A 24,379-nucleotide genomic window follows, 5' to 3' on the forward strand; every position below is an offset into this window, starting at 1 on the left:
CTCGTCACGGTATACGACAGCCAGTCCCGGGCGCGCCCGGGCCGGCCGGCTTTCTTAGTATTTCCAGCTGACTGTCATGCTGGCGTTGCGCGGGGCGGCATAGAAACCTTGCTCCCAATACAGGCTGGATAGGTACTTCTCATCGGTCAGGTTGTTAAGGTTGGCCGAAATGCTCCAGTTCGGGTCGATGTCGTAAGCCGCCATCAGGCCGACCAGGGCGTAGTCGTCTTGCTCGATCCGCCCGGCACTACCATCGGGCAGGGTCACGGCACGGTAGATATCGTCCTGCCAGCTCAGGTTCGCGCCCACCTTCAGCTGCGGCATTTGTGGAATGCGGTAGACAGTGGAAGCACGCAGCATGTGCTTCGGCGCATAAGTGCGGCCATGGCTATGGTCCGCATTCTGAATGTCGACATAGGTGTAGCCACCCATGACCTGCAAGCCTGGTAGCACCTCGCCGGACACTTCCAGCTCGTAGCCTTCGCTCAGGTAGTCGACGCCATCGTAGATCTGCTTGCCGCTGACCAGATCGAAGCCTACAGACTCGGCGACGTTGGACTGCTTGGTCTTGAACACCGCAGCGGAAACATTCAGCCTGTCGTCGAGCAACTCACCCTTGATGCCCACCTCGTAGTTCTCGCCCTGGATCGGGTCCAGGCGCTTGAGGCTGCTGCCTTCTTCCTTTTGCGGGTTGAATATTTCGGTATAACTGGCATAGACCGAGTAGTGCTCGGTCAGGTCATAGACCAGGCCGGCGTAGGGCAGGATGGTGTCATCTTTGCGCGTGCGGTCCTGACCGTAGGAAAAGCCTTCGGTCTTCAGCTCGATCGAGCGGGCACCGGCGATAAAACTGAGCTGATCGGTCAGGCTGAAGCGCGCCGCCGAATACAAGCTCTTCTGCTTGTCCTCATACTCGCCGCCGTTTGAGCTTCCCCAGACTGCCGGCTTGGGGAAAGCCCCGTTATAGATGTCATCCGAAGGCACGGCGACGAAGACTCCAGGAATATAGCGCGACAGCTCTTCCACCTCGGACTTGTACCAGTTGGCCCCCAGCACCAGTTCGTGCTCGCGTCCGGCCAGGCTGAACGGGCCACCGATAGACGCATCGACGATCCATTGGTGGATATCGGCCGAATACTGTGACGGATAGCCGAAGAGTCCTTCCCCACTCACCGCATCCGGGGTACCGAAGACGTAGAACAGCTCCGAGTCGCTCTGCTTCTTCACGTAGCTAACACTTCCCTTGGCCTGCCAATCATTGGCGAAGCGGTGAGTCAGTTCGGTGAAAGTGCGCTCCTCCTGATTATTCCACCAAGACCAGTCAGCGGCAGTACTGGTCGAGCGCGACAGATGGGTCGGATTGCCCACCGAGTCAAACAGCGGCAGGGCACCCCACATCGGGCTGTTGGCGTTGTTCTTGTCCAGGCTGTAGCCAATGGAAAACAGCGTGTCGGCGCTCAGGTCGGCTTCGAGTACGCCGTAGAACACGTGCTTCTCTCGCGAGTAGCGGTCGAGGTAGGAGTTCTTATTCTCGTGGGCATAGACCGCACGCCCGCGGATATTGCCCTCATCAGTCAACGCCCCAGAAACGTCGGTCTGGATGCGGCGCTTGTCCCAAGAGCCGGCGGTCAGATCGACACGCGCTTGGGGTTCAAGGGTCGGGCGCTTGCGCACGAAGTTGACGGTGGCGGATGGGTTGCCGCTGCCACTCATCAGGCCATTGGCGCCGCGCAACACCTCAATACGCTCGAACGGAGCGATGTCGACGGCACCATCCTGGTTACCGGAAGAGAACGGGATGCCGACACCGTCGAACTGGAAGTTGGTGATATCGAAACCGCGCGAGGTGAAGTAGGTGCGGTCGGTCTCAATCTCTTCAACGGTGATGCCGGGGGTAAATTTCAGCACGTCGTTGATGCTGTTGAGCTGGAAGTCATCGATCTGCGCGCCAGTGATGGTGGAGACCGACTGCGGGGTCTGCCGCGGCGTCAGCTCAAGCTTGGTCGCGGCACTGCTCGGCGCGGCCTTGTAGCTGTCCGGTTGGTCGCTGTCGGCGCTGCCGATGACGGTTTGCGCATCGAGCTGTACGGCTTGGCTGTCGGCGGCCAGGGCCTGGTTGAAACTGCACGCAGCGGCGACGGCCACCGCCAGATGGGTCTTTCTGGAAAACACGGAACTCTCCCAATTCGCGATCGAATGACCTGCGTTCATCCCTGACTGCAGAGGTGCCTCACTGGCATGCATGGCCATGGGCGGAAACGCCCACATGCAAATGCTAATAATTATCGGATAGATTTTCGCAGCAGAGAAGCGCAGCCGTCAATGCAATTGAGGCTGATTATCATTTAATTTATTCTGATGCGCGCCGCCGCGTGAGCGAGCTCAAGCCGCCGGACGATGGCCCCGCGGGTTTGCCAGCGGCCAAACCGCGCGGCGGCAGATATGCCCTACTCCAGCGGCGCTGGTGCCTACGCCGATCAACGCGCTAGCAGGCCATTTTTAACGCCGTATCGGCAACGTAGGTAGTTTTAGCGCGGTTGCAACGCGCCACAATCGGCCGCGACCCAGTGCGCATGCGACTCCATGCGGCCGCTCTGCTGCCCAGCCGCGGTGGCGAAGGTGCCGCTGACCGTGGTGACAAAGGCTTTATCGCTGACAAACCGCGTTTCACCTTCGCCCTGGGCCTGCGGGCAAGTGAAGCGGAACTTCCATAGCTGCGCGCTGCGCTCGGTGATGGTCTGGCTACAACCGGACTGCGGGTCTTGCAGCGGAATGTCCTGGGCCGCGACTTGCGCCTCGCTCATGCACACCTGCACACCCTGCCCGTGGATCTGCACGCCCTGCTTGGCCATCATCTGCTCCATCATCTGGCGCTGTTCGGCCGGCAGGTTTTTCAGCTGTTCAAGCATCATGTCCATCGCGGGCAATGCCTGACCGTCGACCTGCATATTCTGCGCACGGATCTCCCAGAGACCGGGCTGAATCGGCTGAGCCATGGCGGCAACGGGCAACAGGCAGAGGCCGAGAAACAGCGAATGCACCGATGGATTACGCATGACAACGCTCCCGCCCGACGGCCGATAGTGGCCTGAGCAGTTTAGACCGCCGCACCGCCCCTACAGCGCCGGCCGCTGGTCGAATCGCGCGCTTACTCGCCAGTGCTTTGCTCGTCATACACCCGCAGGCCGCGCGCCTGGTAGTTGGCCAGCGCGCTGGGGTGGTCGAGGCTGCAGGTGTGCACCCAGACCCGCGTGGTGCCCGGCCAGGCCCAGGCCGATTGCAAGGCGTGACTCAGCAGCGGGCCGCCGAACCCCTGGCCGAAGAAGGCCGCGGCCAGGCCGAAATAGAGAATTTCCACCACGCCCTCGGCATCGCGCAGCAGCTCGTAATAACCGGCCACCGCGCCCTGGTGGTAGGCCACCCAGGTGCGGTGCTCGGGTTGCTCGATCAGCTCGCGCCACTGCGCGTCAGTCCAACTCAGTTTGTCGGTCCACTGCCAGGGCTCGCCGACCAGTTGGTAGAGAAAACGGTTGAGCTGGAACTGTTTGAGCTGGCACTCGACCACGCTCAAGTCCGCCGGCAGCGGCTTGCCGCGAATCTGTGTGGGGTCCTGCATATCCAGGTAATAGGTGATGGTGCCGCGTTCGCTCATGACCTTCCCGCCAGCTGCACAGAGGCCCCATAGCCCTCTGCAAACGCCGTAGGCTAAAGGACGTAAGCCCACCCAGCAATAGTCTACAAGCCGTTGCAGCCCTGTGTGCTAGCCGTCGCCGGATGGGTTTCTCAGCGCCAGCAGCGGCTGGCATCCGCTCACCTGACAGCCAGCAAAGCCCTACAACATGAAAGGGACAGCATGCCTGGGCTACCAGGCCAAGAGCAGAAAACAGCTCATTACAGATTGCCGGGATGCGCGTGCAATCATCCTGACAACTTACATTTAGCCGAAGATAAATTTACACATGGACGATAGAATACTTCCATCTGTACGACTGCTTACTTACTCTTGGCCGCATTCCCTCAAAGGCTTCGCCACATGCAATACAGCAGATACTCGGAAGCGGCATTGCGCGAGGCGTTGCAGGACACCCCCGTTGTTCTGATTCATGGCTCGCGGCAGTGCGGAAAAACCACGCTGGCTCAAACAATTGGGATGGAACTGGGCTACCACTACATCAGCTTTGACGACGACAACCAGTTGCAAGCAGCCAAGGCTGACCCGGTGGGTTTTGTCCAGAGCCTGCCGAAAAAAACCATACTGGATGAAATTCAGCGCGTACCTGAACTATTCACCAGCCTCAAAGCCAGCGTCGATCAAGACAGACAACCGGGGCGCTTCATCCTGACCGGCTCTGCCAACGTCCTGCTGCTGCCCAAGCTAGCCGACTCCCTGGCTGGTCGCATGGAAATTCTCCGTCTGCGTCCACTGGCCCAATGCGAAATCGCCGGCCAAAGGCCCATCTTCCTCGAACAGCTATTCCGGGGGGATTTCAGCGCAGCCACCCAGCGCACGGCCTTCCCGCGGTTGGGGGAAGCGCTGGCCGGGATACTCTGCCAAGGCGGTTACCCCGCCGCCATCGCACGCCGCATCGAGAAACGGCGATCGGCCTGGTATCAGGACTACATCACCACCCTGATTCAACGAGACGTGCAGGACATCGCCAAGATCCGCAACTTGGACAGCCTGCCCAGGTTGCTGGCCCTGGCAGCCAGCCAGACAGCTCGGCTGTTCAACTCGGCAGACCTGGCCTCGCCCTTCGCCATCAGCCGCCCGACCATCCGCGAATACCTGGCACTACTGGAGCAGATCTTCCTGATCGAACAGTTGCAACCCTGGCACAGCAACCGACTCAGCCGCCTGATCAAAACACCGAAAATGCACCTGGCCGATACCGGACTGGCCTGCGCCCTGCTGGGCGTGAACAGCAAAACCCTGTGGCAAGACAAAGCCTTGCTAGGCCAACTACTGGAAACCTTTATCTATCAGGAGTTGCGCAAATACGCGGACTGGCACGACAACGACCTGAGATTCCATCACTTCCGCAACAAGGATCAGGTGGAGGTTGACATCCTCATCGAACAGGGTCGACAACTGGCAGCCATCGAAGTCAAAGCTGCCGCCACGATTACCCAAGGCGATTTCAAAGGCCTGAAAAAACTCAAGGACGCCTGCGGGGAGCAGTTCGCAGCCGGCGTAGTGTTCTACGACGGAACCAGCATCCTGCCCTTCGGTGAACGGCTGTTTGCCGTGCCAATCAGCATCCTGATACCACACGCGACCACTGCAAACGCGCCACAATACTTTCACGACAAGGCTTGAGCCCCAGAAGCCAGGCAGGCCGTGAGCTGGGCGAATTGCACGTCGACTATGAAAACGTGCCCATGTATGCCGGTGTGAAAATAGACACCGGCAATAAACCACTAACCGATGCGGACTATCGCGTCGAGCAGATGAAGTACGGCAAAAAGGCTAAAGACAAAGACCTACTACAACTCGCGCATCACCGTCACCGGCATTCCGCTGGCAGCCTACGCCTATGTGGTCAACGGAAAACCGGCGCTGGACTGGGTGGTAGAGCGGCAGTCCGTGAGAACCGATAAGGCCAGCGGTATCGTCAACGACGCCAACGACTGGGCCATTGAAACCATGGGCAATCCTCGATACCCGCTGGAGCTGTTCCTGCGCGTCATCACCGTCAGCCTGGAAACCCTGAAAATCGTCAACGCCCTACCCACGCTGGATATCGATTGAGTACGGGCTGGCGCGCAAGGGCTCGTCTTTGCCAATGCGCCAGGCCAAACGAACAAAACCCCCACCGGCAACGCCAGATGGGGGTTCTCCTCTACAGCAGCCAGGGCTTGTGGCCCGGGAGCGGACGTGGCTTTAGCCGTCGTCCTGGCCGGCAGCAGATGCCGGGGAGCTCAGCTCACAGCTCCAGAGTTCCAACGCCGGCTGGGTCGCTTGTGGCGGGCCGAGCCATTCACTCATCGAGTGGCAACGCTGGTTAAAACACAGTTGATAATCCCCGGCCTCGGGGGTTCGCCCCAAGCGCAAGGGTTGCAGGGGCGGTAGCTGGCGCTGGTAGTGCCAACTGCCCTCACGCAGTTCGGCATCGGCTGGAATTTCCATGCCGGCGCCTGAACCCTTGACCCGCGCCTCGCCGAGCAACAAGCCCTCGGCGCTGACACGGTAATCTTCTTCCCAGCGCACCTTCTCGATGGTGTGCTGCCACGCCAGGGTAAAGGCCGGTATGGGCAGCTCTGCCCATACCGCACCGGCCAACCCCAGGCACAGTCCAATCATGCCGTCGCCACCTGGGCGCGGTGGGCGCGCCAGAAGTGCTGGGCGATGAAGAGCGCCGCCAGGGCGAAGCCGATCTCATCGCTCATCGGCGTAGCCAGGATCAGGCTGGCACCGGCGGCGAAGCCCAACAAACGTTCCCACCAAGCCAACTTGCATTGCAGGAAGCCAGTAAACACCGCGCCCCACAACCCGATGGCCAACAGCGCCTTGAGGAACATGTACAGGCTCGCCAGCAGGCTGTCGCCTTGCAGCATCAGCGCCGGATCGTAGACCGCCATAAAGGGCACGACGAAACCGGCGATGGCGATGCGTACCGCCCAGAAGCTGATCTTCAGGCCCGACTCCTTGGCAATCGGCGCCGCCGCGAAGCACGCCAAGGCCACCGGCGGCGTGAGGTCGGCCATGATGCCGAAGTAGAAGACGAACATGTGCGAGACGATCAGCGGCACGCCCAGTTCCAGCAGCGCCGGTGCGGCAATCGAGCTGGTGATGATGTAGTTGGGGATGGTCGGAATGCCCATGCCCAACACCAGGCAAGTCAGCATGGTCAGCAGCAGCGAGAGGAACAGGTTGTCCTGACCGATGGCCAGGATGTAACCGGCAAAGGTCGATGCCACACCGGTCAGCGAGACCACGCCAATGATCACCCCGACCAGGGTACAGGCGATACCCACGGGAACCGCATGCCGCGCGCCTTCGACCAGCGCATGCAGGCAGATCAACAAGGTGTCGCGACCGCCTTTGATAAACCAGCACACCGCCACCAGCAGCGCGACCACGCCGAACACCACGCCGATGCCGAGCTGGAAGAAGCCGGCACAGAGCAGGCCGAGGGCGATCCAGAAGGCGATGCGCAGGCCGAACGAGGAGACCCGCAGGATGATCGCCGAACCGAGGATCACGATCGCGGTCAACGCCAGACCGACCATCCCGGAGAACAGCGGCGTGCGCCCGGAAAACAGCAGGTAGACCAGGATGAACAGCGGAATCAACAGGTACCAGCGCGCTTTCACCGCCGCCCAGGGGTTCGGGCACTGGTCTTTCGGCAACCCTTGCAGGTTGGCGCGCTTGGCCTCCAGGTGAACCATCCAGAACACCGAACCGAAGTACAACAGCGCCGGAATCAGCGCGGCCTTGGCCACTTCGAAAAACGGCACGTTGATGGTCTCGGCCATGATGAACGCCACCGCGCCCATCACCGGCGGCATGATCTGGCTACCCATGCTCGAGGTGGCCTCCACACCGCCGGCGAAGGCCGGCTTGTAGCCGAAACGCTTCATCAGCGGAATGGTGAACTGGCCGGTGGTGACCACGTTGGCCACCCCGGAGCCGGTGATGGTGCCCATCAGCGCCGACGACACCACCGACACCTTGGCCGGGCCGCCGAGCTTGTGGCCGAACAGGCCCATGGCGAAATCGGTGAACAGCTTGATCATGCCGGCCTGTTCGAGGAAGGCACCGAACAGGATGAACAGGAAGATATAGGTGGCCGACACATAGGTCGGCGTGCCGTACAGGCCTTCAGTGCCGAAGGCCAACTGGTTGACGATCTGGTCGAGGCCATAGCCACGGTGCATCAGGTCGCCCGGCAGGTACTCACCAAACAACCCATACGCCAGAAACAGCGCACAGATGATCGGCAGGGCAATGCCCATCACCCGGCGCGCGGCTTCGAATACCAGGACAATCAACACCAGGCCGATGAGCATGTCGCTGCTGGTCAGGTCGCCGGAGCGCTGGATCAGGTCGGCTTCAAAGATCCACTGGTACGCCGCCGTGGCCATGCCCACCAAGCCCAACAGCCAGGCTAGCGGCTGCCACGGCTGGCCTTTGCCGTTGGCGGGAAAACTGAGGAACACCACCAGCAGCAGAAAGCCGACGTGCACCGCCCGCAGGATCTGGCTGGACACCGGGTGAAAGGCCGCGGTGATGATCTGGAAAGTGGAGAACAGCAGCGCGACATAGAACAGCGCTTTCGGCCAGTCGCTGGGGTTGGCGGCGAGGCCTTGATTATGGTCACTCATGGAGCGGATGCCCTCGTTACAACATCGATAACACCAGAGTCGCCAACAAAACCTGCCGTGGCAGGCACGCCGGTTTTATTTGCAACTCTAGAAATAGAAGGGCCGCGTAGGATGGGTCGGCCCCATCCTACGCGGCAAACCCTTCAGCAGCCTTACAGCGCGCCGGCTTCCTTGTAGAAGCGCTCGGCACCCGGGTGCAGCGGGATCGGCAGGCCCTTGGCGGCGCCTTCCAGTTTGATGTCCTTGGCCGCGGAATGGGCGTTGCCCAGGCGTTCGAGGTTGTCGAACATCAGCTTGGTCATCTGGTAGGCCACCTCGTCGGATACGTCTTCATGGGTCACCAGGATGTTGGTGATGGCCACGGTCGGTACATCGGCATCCTGACCGTCGTAGGTGCCGGCCGGAATCGCGGCGGCCTGGTAGGCGGCACTGTCGATCTTCGCGGTAACCTCGGCCGGGATGGCGACGAAGTTGATCGGCAGGGTCGCGGCCAGGTCGCGAATCGCCGCCATGCCTAGGCCGGAGGACTGCAGGGTGGCATCCAGCTGACGGTTCTTGATCAGCTCGACCGACTCGGCATACGGCAGAAACTCGACCTTGCCCATGTCTTCGTAGCTCAGGCCGGCGGCCTCGAAGATGGCGCGGGCGTTCAGCTCGGTGCCGGATTTCGGCGCGCCGACGGAGATGCGCTTGCCTTTCAGATCGGCCAGGGTGGTGATCCCGGATTCCTTGCTGGCGACGATCTGGATGTAGTTCGGGTACGCGCCGGCAATCGCCCGCAGCTTTTTCAGCGGTGCCTTGAAGCCGGCTTCTTCCACGCCTGCCCAGGCGTCAGCTACCGAATCGCCAAGGGCGAAGGCCAGTTCGCCACGGCCGGCTTGCAGCAGGTTGAGGTTTTCCACCGAGGCTTTGGTCGCCTGCACCGAGGTCTTCGAGCCTTCGATACCGTTGCTGTACAGCTGCGACAAGCCCACGCCAATCGGGTAGTAAACCCCGCTGGTGCCGCCGGTGAGGACGTTGATGAAGGTCGGCGCGGCAAGCGCGGCGGTGCTGGCAGTGAAGGCCGCGGCAGCGGCGAACAGGCTGAAACGCTTAGTCAATCGCATGGAAGAATCTCCGTCGTTGTTATGGCTTTATGCAGAGTTTTTCACTGTAGACGATGCCCGCCCGCCGAAGCGGTCGTGCACGGGGTTACTCAAAGAGGCAGCTGCCCGCGCCCGGCACAAACCTGGCGCGCAAGAGGGGGCGTAGCGGAGCTGGGCGAAACGGGCTGGCAAAGCATGCACGTGACCTCTTGTCTTTTTTATAGTCACCAGGGCAAACAACGCGCTGGGCTGACACGAGCTATAGCAGATGCCGTGCCAGGGCCGGAAAGCCCAGTACTAGAGGGGTTTTGCTAATTGGCCCACGGTGTAGTGAGCGGAAAACCGCTTATTTATGAACAGGTATAAGCGGGATTTCGCCTAAACCATTCGACAGGGTGGGTTAGCGGCGCATCCACAAGCCTTGCAGCCAATGAGCCGCCTGGACGCCGCGTAACCCACCATGGCGTCAAACGGTAGGTTGGCGGCTATTCCTCATCGGGGCTGCCGGCCGGTCGATACGTGCTGCGCTGCAAGCCATGGCGCTGCATCTTTTCGTTGAGGGTGCGCCGCGGCAGCTGGAGCAGCTCCATGACCTGGGCGATGTTGCCCTGGCAACGCAGCAGGGCGTTATGCAGGCATTGCGCCTCGAACGCCTCCATTTGCTCGGCCAGCGATTGGCTATTGAGCGCTTCCACGGGTGCGCTCAAGCCCAGCGCATGCCGCTCGGCGGCGTTGATCAGCTCGCGCACGTTGCCTGGCCAATCGTGGCCGAGCAGCTGCGCCAACTCGTTCGGCGTCAACGGCGGCGCCTCGCGCTCGTGGCGCCGCGCGGCCTGCTGGGCGAAGTGCTCGAACAGCAGCGGGATATCTTCGCGGCGCTCGCGCAGCGAGGGGATCTGCAGCGTGGCGACGTTCAAGCGGTAGAACAAATCCTCACGGAAACGCCCGGCGCGCACTTCATCCAACAGGTCCGGTTTGACCGCGCTGATCACCCGCAGATCGACCTGAATGCTGCGGTTGGAGCCGAGCCGCTCCAGGGTTTTCTCCTGCAACACGCGCAGCAACTTGACCTGCTGCGCCAGCGGCAGGCTCTCCACTTCATCGAGGAACAGGGTGCCGCCGTCGGCATGCTCGATGCGGCCGATGCGCTTGCCCTGGGCGCCGGTAAAGGCGCCGCTTTCGTGGCCGAACAGCTCGCTCTCGAACAGGTTTTCCGGAATCGCCGCGCAGTTCAGCGCGACAAACGGTTTGCCGGCGCGCGCGCTGAAGTCGTGCAGGCAGCGGGCCACGCGTTCCTTGCCGCTGCCAGTGTCGCCGCGAATGAGGATGTTCACCGAAGTGCCGGCCAGTTCGAGAATCTGCCGGCGCAGGTTCTCCATCGGCCGCGACACACCGAGCAACTGGCTTTCGATATGGTCCTTGAAGGCGAACTGCTGGCGCAGTTGGCGGTTCTCGCAGACCAGCCGGCGTTTATCCAGGGCGCGGCGCACGCTGTCGAGCAGGCGTTCGGGGGTGAAGGGTTTCTCGATGAAGTCGTAGGCGCCCTGGCGCAGGGCCTGCACCGCCATCGGCACATCGCCATGGCCGGTGACCATGATCACCGGCAGGTCGCGGTCCAGCTCCAGCAATTTATCGAGCAACTGCAAGCCGTCGGTGCCGGGCATGCGCACATCGCTGACCACCACCCCGGGGAAATCGCGGTCGATCAGCGCCAGGGCTTGCGCCGCGTTGGCGCAGGTTTGCACGCGGAAACCGGACAGCTCCAGCCACTGCTGCACCGCCTCGCGGATCGCTGCTTCGTCGTCGACGACTATCACTTGCCCGGTCATATCACCTCCTCTCTGAACGGCGGCAGTGTAGGGTCGGTTAGCGCCGTAAAACCACCCGCTTGAATACGACCCGGTTCTTGGCGCGGCGGGTGACCCACCAGCGATGGCCAAGCGGAATACGAGCTGATGGGTTACGCGGCGCCCAATCTTCGTGAGTAGAGTCCAGCACAACGTCCGGCACCGCTAACCCCTCCTACGAGTTGTCACGGATTCGGCGCCGCTGGCAGTTTGAGGGTAAATACCGCGCCCGACTCGCCGTTGGCCGCCTCCAGGCTGCCGCCCAGTTCACGGACGATGCCATAGGACACCGCCAAGCCCAGGCCCAGGCCCTGACCCACCGGCTTGGTGGTGAAGAACGGTTCGAACACGCTGCCCAGGTGTTCGGCGGCGATGCCCGCGCCGCTGTCCGCCACGCGGAGCACGCAGCACTCGCCCTGGCGCTGGATCAGGATGCTGAGCACGCGCGGCTCGGCATCCTTCATCGCATCCAAGGCGTTGTGCAGCAGGTTGAGAAGCACTTGCTCAAGGCGGATCGCATCGCCCAATACCTGCGCGCTCGCCTCTATTTCACTGCGTAACTCCACCTGTTCGCTGCGCATTCGTGGCGCCAGCAGTTGCAGCGCTTGCTCCAGCATATCGCCCAGGCGCAGCCGTTCGCTGAGCCCGGCCGGGCTTTTGCTGGCAAAGGTTTTCAGGTGGCTGGTGAGCCCGGCCATGCGCTGCAACAGCGCGTCGATACGCTGCAAACCCTCGCGGGCATCGGCCTGGCGGCCATTGTCGAGGAGCAGGCGCAAGCTGCCCAACTGCATCTGCATGGCGGTCAGCGGTTGATTGATTTCATGCGCCATGGCCGCCGACATCTGCCCCAGGGCGGCCATCTTCGCCGCGTGCACCAGGCCTTCCTGGGCCGCGCGCAGCTCGCTGGTGCGCAGCGTCACTTCGCGCTCCAGGCGTTCGCGAATGCCGGTTTGCAGGCGTTGCGTCTTGCGCCGCTGGGCGAGGAACAGCAACAGGAAGGCCAGGGTCATCCACACCCCGGCAGCGGCCAGGCGGTAACTGCGCACGCTCTCGACCAGGGTGTGCGGCTCGACCAGCAGGTGCAGGGTCCAGCCCTCATCCGGCAGCGGCAGGCGTTGCCAGAGGTAATCGCGGCGCCCATCCGGGCCATCGACGCGGCGCCACTCGGCATCGCTGTCGATGTGCCGGCGCAGCTCACTGGGCAGCGGCTTGAGCGCCTGTTCGGCGTATTTGCGCACCTCGACCAACTCGTCGCGGGCCTGCGCGCTGAGTTCGCTGAGGGCGCGGAAACGCCAGGCCGGACGGTTGCTGAGGATCACCACGGAATAACTGTCGGCGACCAGCAGCACCCCGGCCTGACCGGCCCATTCGCGCTGCAAGTCTTCCAGTTCGAGCTTGACCACCAGCACGCCGAGTACCGTGCCATCGTCGTCGCGCACCACGTGGGAGAGGAAGTAACCGGGAATCCCGGTGGTCACCCCGACCGCGAAATAGCGCCCGGCGGACTGGCGCCGGGCATCCTGAAAATACGGGCGGAAGGCGTAATTGTTGCCGACGAAACTGCTCCAGTCGCGCCAGTTGCTGGCCACCAGGGTCTCGCCGCGGCGGTCGAGCAGGTACAGCACATTGGAGCCGGCCGCCGTGTTGAGCTGCTCCAGGCGACGATTGAGCTTGTCGCGCAGCAGGCGGTCGTCCGGCGCTCGCAGCAGCGACTTGATATCGCTGTCCAGCGCCAGCACCTCGGGCACCGAGCGGAAGCGTTCGACCAGGGTGTGGATCGACTGCGCGTACAACTGCAACTGCCCGCGCGCCTCGCCGCTGCGCTCCAGCCAGACCCGCTGCTCGGCGTAACGCCCGGCCAGCCACATGCTGACGAGCAAGCCGAGGAGGATCGGCAAGACGATCAGGGCGACACGGTATCGCTGAAGGAATGCAGGCATGCACGGCTCGGCTCAAGGCAATTCCGGCATGGTAACAAAGCCCGCGTAGGGCGGGCTCAGCGGTACAGGTCGGCACGCGTCCAGGGCAGCGCATGGCTGCCGTCTTCCTGCGGTTTCACCGCAAGGATCTGGTGCAGGCTCATCCAGCCACGGGCAAAGCCGTAGGCGCAACCGGCCAGGTACAGGCGCCAGATGCGCAAGACCTGTTCCGGCACCTGTTGCCCGGCCTCGGGTAACTGCGCCTCCAGGCGCGCACTCCAGAGCTCCAGGGTGCGCGCGTAATGCAGGCGCAGGTTTTCCACATCGAGCACTTCCAGCCCAGCCTCGCTGAGTTGCGCGGTCATGGTCGCCAGGTGCGGCAGCTCGCCATGCGGGAACACGTAACGGTCGATGAATTCGCCGGCACCGCGCCCGACCGAGCGACCGTCGGTGCTCTTCGCGGTGATGCCGTGGTTCATCACCAGCCCGCCGCGTTTCACCGCGCCGAACAGGCGCTGGCAATACAGCGGCAGGTTGGCGTGGCCGACATGCTCGAACATGCCGACGCTGACCACTTTGTCGAAACGCGCGTCCTGCGGCAGGTCGCGATAGTCGAGCAGTTCGAGCTGCACCTGGCCTTGCAACCCCGCCGCCTCGACCCGCTGGCGCGCCAGCTCGAGCTGAGCGCGGCTGAGGGTGATGCCGAACACCTCGACGCCGAATTCGCGCACGGCAAACCGCGCCAACCCACCCCAACCGCAGCCGACATCCAGCAAGCGCTCGCCCGGTTGCAGCCGCAACTTGCGGCACAGGTGGCGCAACTTGGCCTGCTGGGCCTGCTCGAGGTCTTCCGTACCGGTTTCGAAGTAGGCGCAGGAATAGACCATCTCGCGGTCCAGCCAGAGGGCGTAGAAGGCGTTGGAGAGGTCGTAGTGGTAGCTGATGGCCGCGGCGTCGGTGGCTTTGTCGTGGGCGCGGCGCGGCAGCTCGGCGTTGTCATCGTCGCCCAGCAGCGCCTGGCTGAGCGCATCGCCGACCGCAATCACCTCGCGGATCGGCCCTTCCAGCTCCAGGCGCCCTTCGACGTAGGCGCCGCCCAGGGCGTCCAGGCTCGGGGACGCCAGTTGCGCCACCAGGCTGGGGTCTTTGACCACCAGGGTGACCCGCGGCTGCGGGCCGAGGTCGAGTTGTTTGCCATCCCACAGGCGCACCCGCAAGGGCAGTTGCAGGTCGCGCAGCGCTGGCGGCAGATAGGCGAGCATAGGCACCTCCACCTTTCAACAATCACTGAAAGGTTAGTTCAAATGACCCGCCTATCCGGCTCTCGGTTCCCTCGACGCTGGCTATCCGCCATGCCGCTGCACGATCCCGTCGCTTAGCCACTGGCGCAGCCAGGTCACGGCTTGTTGCGCGGCGTTGTCGCCCAACTCGCTGAGCTGCGCGCAGAGCTCGGCGAAGTTCCAGCCATCCAGCGCCATGCCGCGCAGGCCCTGGGCTTCGTCCGGGGTCAGGCTGCGATAGCGGCTGATCAACTGGTCGCGCCAGATCAGGCAGACTTCCTCCTGCGCCAGCGGCTGGCTGCCCGGGAAGGCGCCCTGCTCCTTGTGTGCGCGCCAGATCGCCAGGCTGTTATGCCGGCACACCTGCCATTGCACGCTGGGCAGCAGGCGTATCTGCAGGGTCGGCCACGCCTCGGCCGCCAGGCCCGCCATCTGCTCCAGGCGCAACGGCTCGCCGGCGGGCGCATCGAAGGCCAGGGTGAACGCCCATTCCAACTGCGCCAACTCGCTGAGCGGCGCGGCTTGTGCGGGCACCAGGTAAGCGTCGATAAAGCTGCCCAGGGCATCGCCCAACCAGCGCAGGCTGTAGTGCCGCGACGGGTGCGCGGCGATATAGGCGCCACCCAGGGCGTCGAACTCCTCGTCGCCCAGCCAGCCATGCAGCGCCGGGTAATCGCCACGCAGGGCTTCGAGCAGGCGCGCGCGGTAGGCGTTGTGGTAGATCGCCAGGCCTTGTTCGACCGCCAGCCCCGGGCTGCCGAGCAGGCTGGCGCGCAACGCCGGATTGGGCGCCGGCTCGGCGCCGAGCAAATAGGCCTCGACCTCGCGCTGCCAGTCGTTCAGGCGCATGCCGGGCCTCCTTGCAAAGCGGCGGCGGCGCAGGCGCGGGCTTTGTCCAGTTCGGCCAGCAGCTCGGCCAGCGGCGGGTAATGGTCGTCGCGTTCGAGCAGGGTCGCCACCGGCCCGAGGTGGCGCAGGGTGCGTTGATACAGCTGCCAGACCGGGTCGCTGACCGGCTGATCGTGGGTGTCGATCAGGTAGCTGCCGTAATCGCTGTGCCCGGCCAGGTGCAGTTGGCGCACCCGTTGCGCCGGCAGGCCGCTGATGAACTCCCAGGGCTCGAAGCCGTGGTTGCGCGCGCTGACGTAGACGTTGTTGACGTCGAGCAGCAGCTCGCAGCCGCTGAGTTCGCTGAGCGCGGCGAGAAATTGCCATTCGCTGAACTGATCGTCGGCGCTGCGCAGGTAACTGGAGACGTTCTCCAGCACCAGCGGCCGCTCGATCACGTCCTGCACCTGGCGCACTCGCGCGGCCACGTGTTGCAGGCTTTCTTCGGTGTAGGGCAGCGGCAGCAGGTCGTGCAGTTGGTGGGCGTTGCCGCGGCTCCAGCACAGGTGGTCGGAGATCCACGCCGGCTGCACCCGCGCGGCCAACTGCTTGAGACGGCGCAGGTAGTCGCGGTCCAGCTCATGCGGACCGCCGATCGACAACGACACGCCATGCATCACCAGCGGGTAGTGTTCGCCGATGGCGTCCAGGTAGTAGAGGGCCTTGCCGCCCTCGACCAGGTAATTTTCCGAGACGATCTCGAACCAGTCGATCGCCGGCCGTTGTTCGAGAATGCTCTGGTAGTAGGTACTGCGCAGCCCCAGGCCAAAACCCAGGCTGTAACGCGCGTCACTCATGGCAGGTTCCTAGGGTGATGCGGGGCGGCCGGTGAACGGCCGCCCCGGTTCACTTATTCGCCAACGGTGCCTTTGGCCGCGTTGCACTCGGCCAGGGTCATCGACTTGAAGCCATGACCTTTGCAGGAACCTTGGCCCTTGCAGCTGTTTTCCGCGGTTTTGCAGTCGTTCTGGCCTTTGCAGGAGGTGACGCCGTAGCAATGCACCTTGGCTTCTTCAGCCACGACAACGGTGCTGGTCATGCCGGCGAACAGGGTAGCAGCGGCGAAAGCCAGGGCAGCGCCAGCAGCGGTAGTCTTGGTAGTCATGCGAGTATCCTCGGGGTCGTCTAGGTGAGCCGGTCGAGCACGGTGTGTTCAATCCGGGCATAGCACTAGAGCGAGGTCGCGCAACGGCGTTACAGGCCTGCTGAAAAATAGTTGCCCGCCTGGCTCACGGCGACTCGCCACGCGGTTGCCGAAAGCGTCGCGGCTCAATGCCGAAGCGCTCCAGACGCGAACGCAGGGTGGTCGGCTTGACCCCCAGCAGACTGGCCGCACCGTCGCGGCCGAAGACCTTGCCGTGGCAGGCGCGCAGGGCGGCCAGCAGGTTGCTGCGCTCGCGCTGGCGCTGCTGGTTGTCGGTGAAAATCCCGGCGCTCTCTTCCAGCGGTTCACTGCCCGGCGACAGGGCCACCGTCCCGCCACCGCCGGGCAGGTCGATGCGCAGGCGGCCGCCGGCGGAGATGATCACCGCGCGCTCGATGACGTTTTCCAGCTCGCGGATATTGCCCGGCCAGGGGTAGGCCTGCAGGCGCTGGATATCCGCCAGGCGCAGGCTCGGCTCGGCGCGGTTGAGCGTGCGGCAGGCACGGCCGATGAAGTGCTGGGCCAGCAGCGGCACATCGTCCAAGCGCTGGCGCAGCGGCACCGACTCGACCGGGAAGACGTTCAGGCGAAAGTACAGATCCTCGCGGAAACTGCCGTCGCGCACCGCCTGGCGCAGGTCGCGGTTGGTCGCCGCGATCACCCGCACGCTGACCTGCCGTGTGTGGTTCTCGCCGACCCGCTCGAACTGCTGCTCCTGCAAGACGCGCAGCAGCTTGCTTTGCAGCTCCAGGGGAATTTCCGCCACCTCGTCGAGGAACAGCGTGCCGCCGTCGGCCAGCTCGAAGCGCCCGACCCGCTCGCTCAGGGCGCCGGTAAACGCGCCCTTGGCATGGCCGAAGAACTCGCTCTCGAACAGCTCGCGCGGCACCGCCGCGCAGTTCACCCGGATCAGCGGGCGCTGCCGGCGCGCGCTGCTGTCGTGCAGGGCACGGGCAATCAGCTCCTTGCCGGTGCCGGATTCGCCGGTGATCAGCACGTTGGCGCTGGTCGGCGCGACCAGCTCGATCTGCCGGACGATCTGCTGAATCGCCTCGCTGCGCCCCACCAGGCTGTGGTGGGCGAACTCGCCGCGAATTTCCTCTTGCAGGTAGGCGTTTTCCAGCTCCAGGCGCTGCTGTAATTCCTGCACCTCGGCCAGCGCCTGGCGCAGGCGCTGCTCGGCCTGCTTGCGCTCGCTGATGTCGCGGAACACCACCACCGCGCCGATCAGCTCGCCGTTGTCGCGCAGCGGCGTGCTGGTGTAGGCCACCGGAATGGCGCTGCCGTCCTTGCACCAGAACACCTCGTCATCGACCTGGTGCACCTCGCCGTCGCGAAAGGCCGCGTAAATCGGGCAATGGCGACCGTGGTACTGACTGCCGTCGGCATGCTGGTGGTGTATCAGGTCGTGGATCTTGTGGCCGATCAGGTCGTGCGCCTGCCAGCCGAGCAAGCGCTCCGCCGCCGGGTTGACGAAGGTGGTCACGCCGTCGCGGTTGACCCCGTAGATGCCCTCGCCAGCGGCGCCGAGAATCAACTGGTTCTCCCGTTCGATCTCGCGGAACACCCGTTCGACGCCCTGCCACTGCACCAGGCCCTGACGCTGGTAACGCTGCGCCTCGGCCAGGCCACGCAAGCCGTCGAGCTGCTGGCGTTGGTGCAGCAACAAACCGAGCAGCGGCCCCTGTTCGCCCGCGACCCGGCTGGCACTCAGCTCCAGCGCCAGCACGCCGTCCTGCGCGCCACTGATGCCCAACTCGTTGCTCCAGGCCTGACCGCGTTGCAGTGCCTCTTCGCTGAACACCAGCAGTTCGCCCAAGGCATGCCGCCACAGTCGGCTGGCGCGCTGCTGTAGCAGTTCCTCTAGCGGCCAGCCGAGCAAGCGCGCGGCCGCAGGGTTGGCGAACAGCAGGCGGTCGGCATACGGGTCGAGCAGCAGACAAGCGCTGTGCAAATCGTGCAGCAGGCGGTCGGCCAGCGTGAAATCGGACATGCGCGGTGCTCACCAGGGCGAAGGTCGTGACAAAGACCTTCAAGCGCTATGCCAACTACGAGTTTTTGCAGTGGCGCACTACGAAATCACGTTAAACACGATATTTCGTAGTACTTAACGGGTGTTATCTAAAAACATAAATATCAATAAAATCATCGTGTTAAATAATTATCACGGTACCTGGCACAGCTCCTGCTCTAGTCCTTGGCAACAGCCGCTGCGTATCAGCGCGGGGCATTTTGCAGGCGGGCGACCCACTGGGGTGCACCGGCCTCGCCACACCGAGAAGGAGTGCCGTGATGAGCAACAGCCTGGGCGACCCGTTCAGCCCCGACAGCAACCTGAACCACAGCGGCGCCTGCAGTTGCGCCACCTGCCAACCCAAGACCAGCGCCCGCCCGACCAACCCAGCGCTGGACCAGGAGGCGATGCTCGACCGGGCGATCGAAAGCGCCATCGTGCGCGGCCTGTTCGGCCACAGCGAAGTGTCGCGGCGCAGCTTCATGGGCATGCTCGGCGGCGGCACTCTGGCGGCGATCCTGGCCAGCATCGTGCCAATGGAGGCGATCAAGGCAGCGGTCAAGGACAGCCTCGGGCCACTGGAAAAGACCAAGCTGAATATCGGTTTCGTGCCCATCACCTGCGCCACGCCGATCATCATGGCCGAGCCGATGGGCTTCTATAAGAAATACGGCCTCGACGTCACCACGGTGAAAACCGCCGGCTGGGCGGTGGCCCGCGACAAGTCGCTGGCCGGCGAATACGACGCCTCGCACATGCTCACGCCGATGCCCCTGGCGATGAGCCTGGGCCTGGGCTCGACGCAGTCGCCGTTCATCATGCCGGCGATCGAGAACATCAACGGCCAGGCCATCGTCCTGGCCAACCAGCACCTCGACAAGCGCGACCCCAAGCAGTGGAAAGGCATGCGCTTCGGCGTGCCGTTCGACTACTCGATGCACAACTTCCTGCTGCGTTACTACGTCGCCGAGCACGGCCTCGACCCGGATCAGGACATCCAGATCCGGGTGATTCCGCCACCGGAGATGGTCGCCAACCTGCGCGCTGGCAACATCGACGGCTTCCTCTCGCCGGACCCGTTCAACCAGCGCGCGGTGTGGGAGAAGGTCGGCTTTATCCATGTGCTGACCAAGGACCTGTGGCCCGGCCACCCGTGCTGCGCCTTTGCCTGTAGCCAGGCATTCGCCACCCAGCATCCCAATACCTACGGCGCGTTGCTGCGCGCGCTGATCGATGCCACGCACTACTCCTCGCAAGCCGAGAACCGCGTGGCGATTGCCGAGGCCATCGCCCCGCGCAACTACCTCAACCAGCCGGTGCAGGTGATCCAGCAGGTGCTCAGCGGGCGCTTCGCCGACGGCCTGGGCAATGTGCGCGACGAGCCGGACCGGATCGACTTCGACCCCTTCCCCTGGCACTCGATGGCGGTGTGGATTCTCACCCAGATGAAGCGCTGGGGTTACCTGAAAGGCGACGTCGATTACCGCGCCATCGCCGAGCAGGTCTACCTCGCCGCCGACGCCGGCAAGGTCATGCGCGAACTGGGCATGGACGTACCGAGCGACACCTACAAGAGCTTCAGCGTGATGGGCAAACCCTTCACCCCGGCAGACCCCGAGGGTTACCTCAACAGCTTCAGCATCCGGAGAACATGATGATCGCCTCAGCCAACCTGCGCGCCGGGGTGCTCTCGACGCTGATCCTGGTGGTGCTGCTCGGGCTCTGGGAGATTGTTTGCCAGCCCCCGGTCAGCACCGCCAGCACCGCGGACGACGAATACGCGCAACTGATGGGCGCCACCAGCCAGGAGGCGCGAGTGCCGCCGCCCTCGGCGATCTTCGCCCATGCACGCAACGAACTGAGTCAGCCGTTCTACGACGCCGGGCCCAACGACAAAGGCATCGGCATCCAGCTCGCGCACTCGCTGTACCGGGTGCTCACCGGCTACTTCCTGGCCGCCCTGGTGGCGATTCCGATCGGCTTCGTGATCGGCATGTCGCCGCTGATGTACCGCGCGCTCAACCCGTTCATCCAGATCCTGCGGCCGATCTCGCCGCTGGCCTGGATGCCCCTGGCGCTGTTCATCATCCAGGACTCGGAGGCCTCGGCGATCTTCGTGATCTTCATCTGCTCGATCTGGCCGATGCTGCTCAACACCGCCTTCGGCGTCGCCGGGGTGCGCAAGGACTGGATCAACGTCGCCCGCACCCACCAACTGAGCGCGCTGCGCACCGCCCTGACGGTAATTCTGCCGGCCGCGCTGCCGACCATCCTCACCGGCATGCGCATCTCGGTGGGCATCGCCTGGCTGGTGATCGTCGCCGCCGAGATGCTCGTCGGCGGCACCGGCATTGGCTACTACGTGTGGAACGAGTGGAACAACCTCGACCTCGCCAGCGTGATCTTCTCCATCGTCATGATCGGCCTGGTCGGCATGCTCCTCGACCTCATGCTTGGCGCCGTCGCGCGCCTCGTCAGCTACCAGGAATAAGCCCATGTCCCGCTATTTTGTTGAAGCCCGCCAGTTGGCCAAGCGCTTCGCGCAACCCGGCGACACCCCGCTGACGGTGTTCGAAAAGGTCAACTTCGGCATCGAAAAAGGCGAGTTCGTCTGCATCATCGGCCACTCCGGCTGCGGCAAATCGACCATCCTCAACGCCCTCGCCGGCCTCGACGAGGTCAGTGACGGCGCGCTGATCATGGCCGGCAAGGAAATCGCCGGGCCGAGCCTGGAGCGCGGCGTGGTGTTCCAGAACTACAGCCTGATGCCCTGGCTCAGCGCCCTGGACAACGTGATCTTCGGCGTCCGTGCGCGCTTCCCGCAGTGGCACCGCGAGAAGATCCGCCAGCACAGCCTCGACTACCTGCACATGGTCGGCCTGCAAGGCTCGGAGGCACGCAAGCCGTCCCAGCTCTCCGGCGGCATGCGCCAGCGCGTGAGCATCGCCCGCGCCTTCGCCACCCAGCCGCAGTTGCTGCTGCTCGACGAGCCGTTCGGCGCACTGGATGCACTGACCCGCGGGGTGATCCAGGACGAGCTGATCAAGGTCTGGGGCGAAACCCAGCAGACCGTGTTCATGATCACCCACGACGTCGACGAAGCGATCCTCCTGGCCGACCGCATCCTGCTGATGACCAACGGCCCCCAGGCGCGCATCGCCGAAGCGGTACGCATCGACCTGCCACGCCCGCGCAAACGTGACCAGATCATCCACCACCCGGCCTTCTACAAGATCCGCAACCACCTGGTGGATTTCCTCGTCAACCGCTCCAAGGCCCTGCAAGGCACGGCGCCGGAAGACGATGGTTTCCCCGCCGAAATCAACCCGGCCCTGAGCCTGGCGCTCGACGCGCTGCACCAGGGCAAACCCTCACCCGCCACCCTTTCCAAGGAGTCCAGTCATGGATAAAGCCAGCATGCAAACCGCCATCCTCGCCGCCAAGGGCCGCCTCGACCTGAGCTGGGCCGCGCTCGCCGACAAACTCGGCATGTCGCCGGTGTGGACCACCTCGGCCTGCCTGGGCATGAACAGCATGCCCGCGGCCAGCGCCGACAAGCTGTGCGAGGTGCTGCAGCTGCCGGCCGAAGTCAGCCAGGCGTTGCAGGCGTTCCCGCACAAGCACTGGGACAAGGCTGTCCCGACCGACCCGCTGATCTACCGTTTCTACGAGATGATCAACGTCTACGGCGACACCATCAAAGCGCTGATCCATGAAGAGTTCGGCGACGGCATCATGAGCGCCATCGACTTCAGCATGGACATCAGCCGCGTCGCCGACCCGAAAGGCGACCGCGTACAGATCGTGCTCAACGGCAAGTTCCTGCCGTATCGCAGCTGGTAAAGCGGCGCACATAGAAAAGCCCGGCTGGATGCCGGGAATTTTTCATGACTGAACCGCCCCCCGGGGCTTCACCGCTCTGTTGCCCGTTGCAGCAACGCTTGTACCTGGGCGGACTGTGGGCTGATGTCCAGCAGACGTTCGGCATAACCCCGGGCGGCTGAGAGCCGGCGATGCTTGAGGCTATAGCTGGCCGCAGCCCACAGCAGATCATGGTCGAACGGATTGCGCTGCAATGCCTGCTCCAGGCGCCAGTCGGTGCCACGCCGCTCGCCGAGTTGCAGTTCTGCGCCGGCCGGGTCCAGTGCAGTTCATCCCGATGACCGACCTGCTCACCCGGATAGAGGTGGAACCAACGCATCGCCGGACGGCTGTCCCAGGCAATGGACAGCGCTTGCAGACGGCCGTCGGCGAACGCCACCAGGTGCTGCTGCAGCGGCTCGATGCCGAAGGTGTACTGGATTTCGAAGTCGGCCAGTTGGCCATCCGGCCCATCGGTGCGTACGAAAAAACGCCAATGGATCGCCGAGCAGTTCGAAAACAGCCTGGACAACATGGGCCGCAAGGGCTCCTACATCGACTATGGCGCCCAGTGGGCGCAGGAGGAGCTGACGTGCACCTTACGCCCGAAGCCGGCGCCGAATAATTTCAGCTGCGGCAAGGCTTGCAGGGTAAAACGGATATGCGTGTCGCCGCGCCCACAGGGTTGCAGGCGGCGCTCCTCGATATGGTTATTGAGCTGCGCCTGGGCCTCGTCCAGATCATCGGAGCTCAGCAGCGGACGCGCGGCGAACGGCAACCGAGCGTGTGTGGCGCCGCTCTCGGGTTGGGCCGAAAGCCTGCGGTGGGCGGAAGGGGTATGGGCGTTCATCATCGGCCGCCTCTTATCGATACGGTTTGCCAAGCCTAACTATAAAAAACGACTTGGCCGCGCATACCGGTCAAACCAACAGCCATCAAAATCGCCAGCAAGGACTGGGCGTCCTCCTAGGTCCTGTGCTGACGCTAATTATTACCGTCCAAGCACGCTAGCGCCTGAGCTTGCTCGCCGATTCGCCACCGATGCCGAAGTGGTTTTTCGGCATTTCGGTGATGATCACGCGCACCCGCTCGATTGGGGCGTCCAGCGAGCGCGACATGGCCTCGCTGACTTCGCGGATCAGGGTTTCCTTTTGGTCGTCGGTGCGGCCTTCAAGAATATACAGCTGAGCGATAGGCATGGCCTCGTCCTCCACAAGTAGCGGCGGCCGGCACGCTGACCGGCCGCACAGGGTCAGATGAAACGCGCGCTGACCGAGCCGAGGCCCTGGTAACGCACGGTGATGTTGTCGCCCGGTGCCACCGGCACCGCCGCGGTGATGCCGCCGGTCATGATGAAACTGCCCGCCGGGATATGTTCGCCGCGTTCGGCCAGCAGGTTGGCCAGCATCGCCACGCTGGAGGCCGGGTGACCGAGCACCGCGGCGCCGGCGCCGAGTTCCACCACTTCGCCGTTCTTCTCCATCACCACGCCAAGGGTGCGCAGATCGAGATCGGCGACATTGGCCATCTGCCCACCGGTGATGAAGCGGGTCGACGAAGCGTTGTCGGCGACCACGCTGATCAGGTCGAACTTGAAGTTCTCGTAGCGCGAGTCGATCACTTCCACCGTCGGCACGACGAAGTCGGTGGCCGCCAGCACCTGGCCGATATGGCAGCCCGGGCCGTGCAGCGGCGCCTTGGTGACGAAGCTGATCTCCGCCTCGATCTTCGGGTGGATCAGTTTGGCGCAATCCACCACGCCGCCGTCGGCGACGCTGAAGTAGTCGGCGAGGAAGCCGTAGATCGGCGTTTCCACGCCCATCTGCGCCATCTTCGCCCAGGAGGTCAGGCCCATCTTCAGGCCAACGATTTTGTTGCCGCGGGCCTCCTTGCGCCGGCGGATTTCCCACTGCACGTCGTAGGCATCGGCGAAGGTCATGTCCGGGTAATCGTTGGTCACCTTGCTGATGTCATGCGCATGCAGCTCGGCGTGTTCGATGTGCTCGGCCAGGGCCA

22 protein-coding genes and 1 pseudogene are annotated in these 24,379 nt (G+C 63.7%); 6 read left to right on the plus strand and 17 right to left on the minus strand.

Features of this window, described 5'->3' with window-relative positions:
- Positions 1 to 54: 54 nt before the first annotated feature.
- The 3 genes from B3M58_RS10490 to B3M58_RS10500 all read right to left on the minus strand — a co-directional run bounded on the left by B3M58_RS10490 (position 55) and on the right by B3M58_RS10500 (position 3,652).
- Entirely contained in the window at positions 55 to 2,172 is a 2,118-nt protein-coding gene (locus B3M58_RS10490; protein ID WP_296218954.1) for a TonB-dependent siderophore receptor, read from the minus strand.
- Between the two features lie 356 nt (positions 2,173 to 2,528).
- The gene (locus B3M58_RS10495) at positions 2,529 to 3,056 is read right to left on the minus strand and encodes a DUF3617 domain-containing protein (protein WP_414704074.1); all 528 of its coding nucleotides are present in this window, start codon (positions 3,054 to 3,056) and stop codon (positions 2,529 to 2,531) included.
- A 92-nt stretch (positions 3,057 to 3,148) separates the two neighbouring features.
- A complete protein-coding gene (locus tag B3M58_RS10500; RefSeq protein ID WP_296218956.1) occupies positions 3,149 to 3,652 on the minus strand; it encodes a GNAT family N-acetyltransferase in 504 nt (167 codons plus the stop codon).
- A gap of 381 nt (positions 3,653 to 4,033) precedes the next feature.
- Between B3M58_RS10500 and B3M58_RS10505 the strand changes: the two genes are divergently transcribed.
- Together B3M58_RS10505 and B3M58_RS10510 are read left to right on the plus strand one after the other, a co-directional pair.
- A complete protein-coding gene (locus tag B3M58_RS10505) occupies positions 4,034 to 5,317 on the plus strand; it encodes an ATP-binding protein (protein WP_296218958.1) in 1,284 nt (427 codons plus the stop codon).
- Positions 5,318 to 5,325: 8 nt separating this feature from the next.
- A pseudogene (locus B3M58_RS10510) lies at positions 5,326 to 5,749 on the plus strand (type ISP restriction/modification enzyme); the annotation flags it as partial.
- 132 nt (positions 5,750 to 5,881) lie between these two features.
- Here the strand turns inward: B3M58_RS10510 and B3M58_RS10515 are convergent.
- From B3M58_RS10515 to B3M58_RS10560, 10 genes are all read right to left on the minus strand, one after another.
- A complete protein-coding gene (locus B3M58_RS10515) occupies positions 5,882 to 6,301 on the minus strand; it encodes a DUF1850 domain-containing protein (protein ID WP_296218959.1) in 420 nt (139 codons plus the stop codon).
- Positions 6,298 to 8,325, minus strand: a complete 2,028-nt coding sequence (locus B3M58_RS10520; RefSeq protein WP_296218961.1) for a TRAP transporter permease — start codon at positions 8,323 to 8,325, stop codon at positions 6,298 to 6,300. The genes B3M58_RS10515 and B3M58_RS10520 overlap by 4 nt, the downstream gene beginning before the upstream one ends.
- 152 nt (positions 8,326 to 8,477) lie before the next feature.
- A complete protein-coding gene (locus B3M58_RS10525) occupies positions 8,478 to 9,431 on the minus strand; it encodes a TAXI family TRAP transporter solute-binding subunit (RefSeq protein ID WP_296218963.1) in 954 nt (317 codons plus the stop codon).
- 464 nt (positions 9,432 to 9,895) lie between these two features.
- The gene (locus B3M58_RS10530) at positions 9,896 to 11,239 is read right to left on the minus strand and encodes a sigma-54-dependent transcriptional regulator (protein WP_296218964.1); all 1,344 of its coding nucleotides are present in this window, start codon (positions 11,237 to 11,239) and stop codon (positions 9,896 to 9,898) included.
- Positions 11,240 to 11,442: 203 nt separating this feature from the next.
- On the minus strand, positions 11,443 to 13,197 hold the full coding sequence (locus B3M58_RS10535; RefSeq protein WP_296218965.1) for a sensor histidine kinase: 1,755 nt from the start codon (positions 13,195 to 13,197) through the stop codon (positions 11,443 to 11,445).
- A 56-nt stretch (positions 13,198 to 13,253) separates the two neighbouring features.
- Positions 13,254 to 14,438 carry a C17 cyclopropane fatty acid synthase CfaB gene (cfaB, locus tag B3M58_RS10540; RefSeq protein ID WP_296218966.1) on the minus strand — a complete coding sequence of 395 codons (1,185 nt, stop codon included), beginning with the start codon at positions 14,436 to 14,438 and terminating at the stop codon, positions 13,254 to 13,256.
- Between the two features lie 81 nt (positions 14,439 to 14,519).
- Positions 14,520 to 15,305 (minus strand): DNA-binding domain-containing protein, encoded by a 786-nt coding sequence (locus tag B3M58_RS10545; protein ID WP_296218967.1) that lies wholly within the window; start codon positions 15,303 to 15,305, stop codon positions 14,520 to 14,522.
- Positions 15,296 to 16,141 carry a DUF692 domain-containing protein gene (locus B3M58_RS10550; RefSeq protein ID WP_296218969.1) on the minus strand — a complete coding sequence of 282 codons (846 nt, stop codon included), beginning with the start codon at positions 16,139 to 16,141 and terminating at the stop codon, positions 15,296 to 15,298. The genes B3M58_RS10545 and B3M58_RS10550 overlap by 10 nt, the downstream gene beginning before the upstream one ends.
- Before the next feature lie 53 nt (positions 16,142 to 16,194).
- Entirely contained in the window at positions 16,195 to 16,449 is a 255-nt protein-coding gene (locus B3M58_RS10555) for a hypothetical protein (RefSeq protein WP_296218970.1), read from the minus strand.
- Positions 16,450 to 16,573: 124 nt separating this feature from the next.
- On the minus strand, positions 16,574 to 18,481 hold the full coding sequence (locus B3M58_RS10560; RefSeq protein WP_296218972.1) for a sigma 54-interacting transcriptional regulator: 1,908 nt from the start codon (positions 18,479 to 18,481) through the stop codon (positions 16,574 to 16,576).
- Positions 18,482 to 18,780: 299 nt separating this feature from the next.
- On the opposite strand from B3M58_RS10560, the gene B3M58_RS10565 reads away from it, so the two are divergent.
- The 4 genes from B3M58_RS10565 to cynS are packed head-to-tail and all read left to right on the plus strand — an operon-like array spanning position 18,781 to position 22,345.
- A complete protein-coding gene (locus B3M58_RS10565; protein WP_296218973.1) occupies positions 18,781 to 20,157 on the plus strand; it encodes a CmpA/NrtA family ABC transporter substrate-binding protein in 1,377 nt (458 codons plus the stop codon).
- Positions 20,157 to 20,993: a nitrate ABC transporter permease gene (gene ntrB, locus B3M58_RS10570; protein ID WP_296218975.1), complete on the plus strand. Its 837-nt coding sequence runs from the start codon at positions 20,157 to 20,159 to the stop codon at positions 20,991 to 20,993. Before B3M58_RS10565 ends, ntrB begins: the two co-directional genes overlap by 1 nt.
- Positions 20,994 to 20,997: 4 nt before the next feature.
- Positions 20,998 to 21,912, plus strand: a complete 915-nt coding sequence (locus tag B3M58_RS10575; RefSeq protein ID WP_296218976.1) for an ABC transporter ATP-binding protein — start codon at positions 20,998 to 21,000, stop codon at positions 21,910 to 21,912.
- On the plus strand, positions 21,905 to 22,345 hold the full coding sequence (gene cynS / locus B3M58_RS10580) for a cyanase (protein WP_296218979.1): 441 nt from the start codon (positions 21,905 to 21,907) through the stop codon (positions 22,343 to 22,345). The genes B3M58_RS10575 and cynS overlap by 8 nt, the downstream gene beginning before the upstream one ends.
- Here the strand turns inward: cynS and B3M58_RS10585 are convergent.
- The 4 genes from B3M58_RS10585 to dmpH form a co-directional block, all read right to left on the minus strand.
- Positions 22,311 to 22,898 carry a hypothetical protein gene (locus B3M58_RS10585; protein WP_296218980.1) on the minus strand — a complete coding sequence of 196 codons (588 nt, stop codon included), beginning with the start codon at positions 22,896 to 22,898 and terminating at the stop codon, positions 22,311 to 22,313. The two genes, cynS and B3M58_RS10585, sit on opposite strands and share 35 nt — an antisense overlap.
- Before the next feature lie 24 nt (positions 22,899 to 22,922).
- Positions 22,923 to 23,216 carry a hypothetical protein gene (locus B3M58_RS10590; RefSeq protein ID WP_296218982.1) on the minus strand — a complete coding sequence of 98 codons (294 nt, stop codon included), beginning with the start codon at positions 23,214 to 23,216 and terminating at the stop codon, positions 22,923 to 22,925.
- Positions 23,217 to 23,370: 154 nt separating this feature from the next.
- On the minus strand, positions 23,371 to 23,562 hold the full coding sequence (locus B3M58_RS10595; RefSeq protein ID WP_296218984.1) for a 2-hydroxymuconate tautomerase: 192 nt from the start codon (positions 23,560 to 23,562) through the stop codon (positions 23,371 to 23,373).
- Positions 23,563 to 23,615: 53 nt separating this feature from the next.
- The coding region (gene dmpH, locus B3M58_RS10600; protein WP_296218985.1) for a 2-oxo-3-hexenedioate decarboxylase at positions 23,616 to 24,379 on the minus strand (764 nt) is incomplete at its 5' end.

It is taken from the genome of Pseudomonas sp. UBA2684 (assembly GCA_002354655.1).
GTDB lineage: Bacteria > Pseudomonadota > Gammaproteobacteria > Pseudomonadales > Pseudomonadaceae > Aquipseudomonas.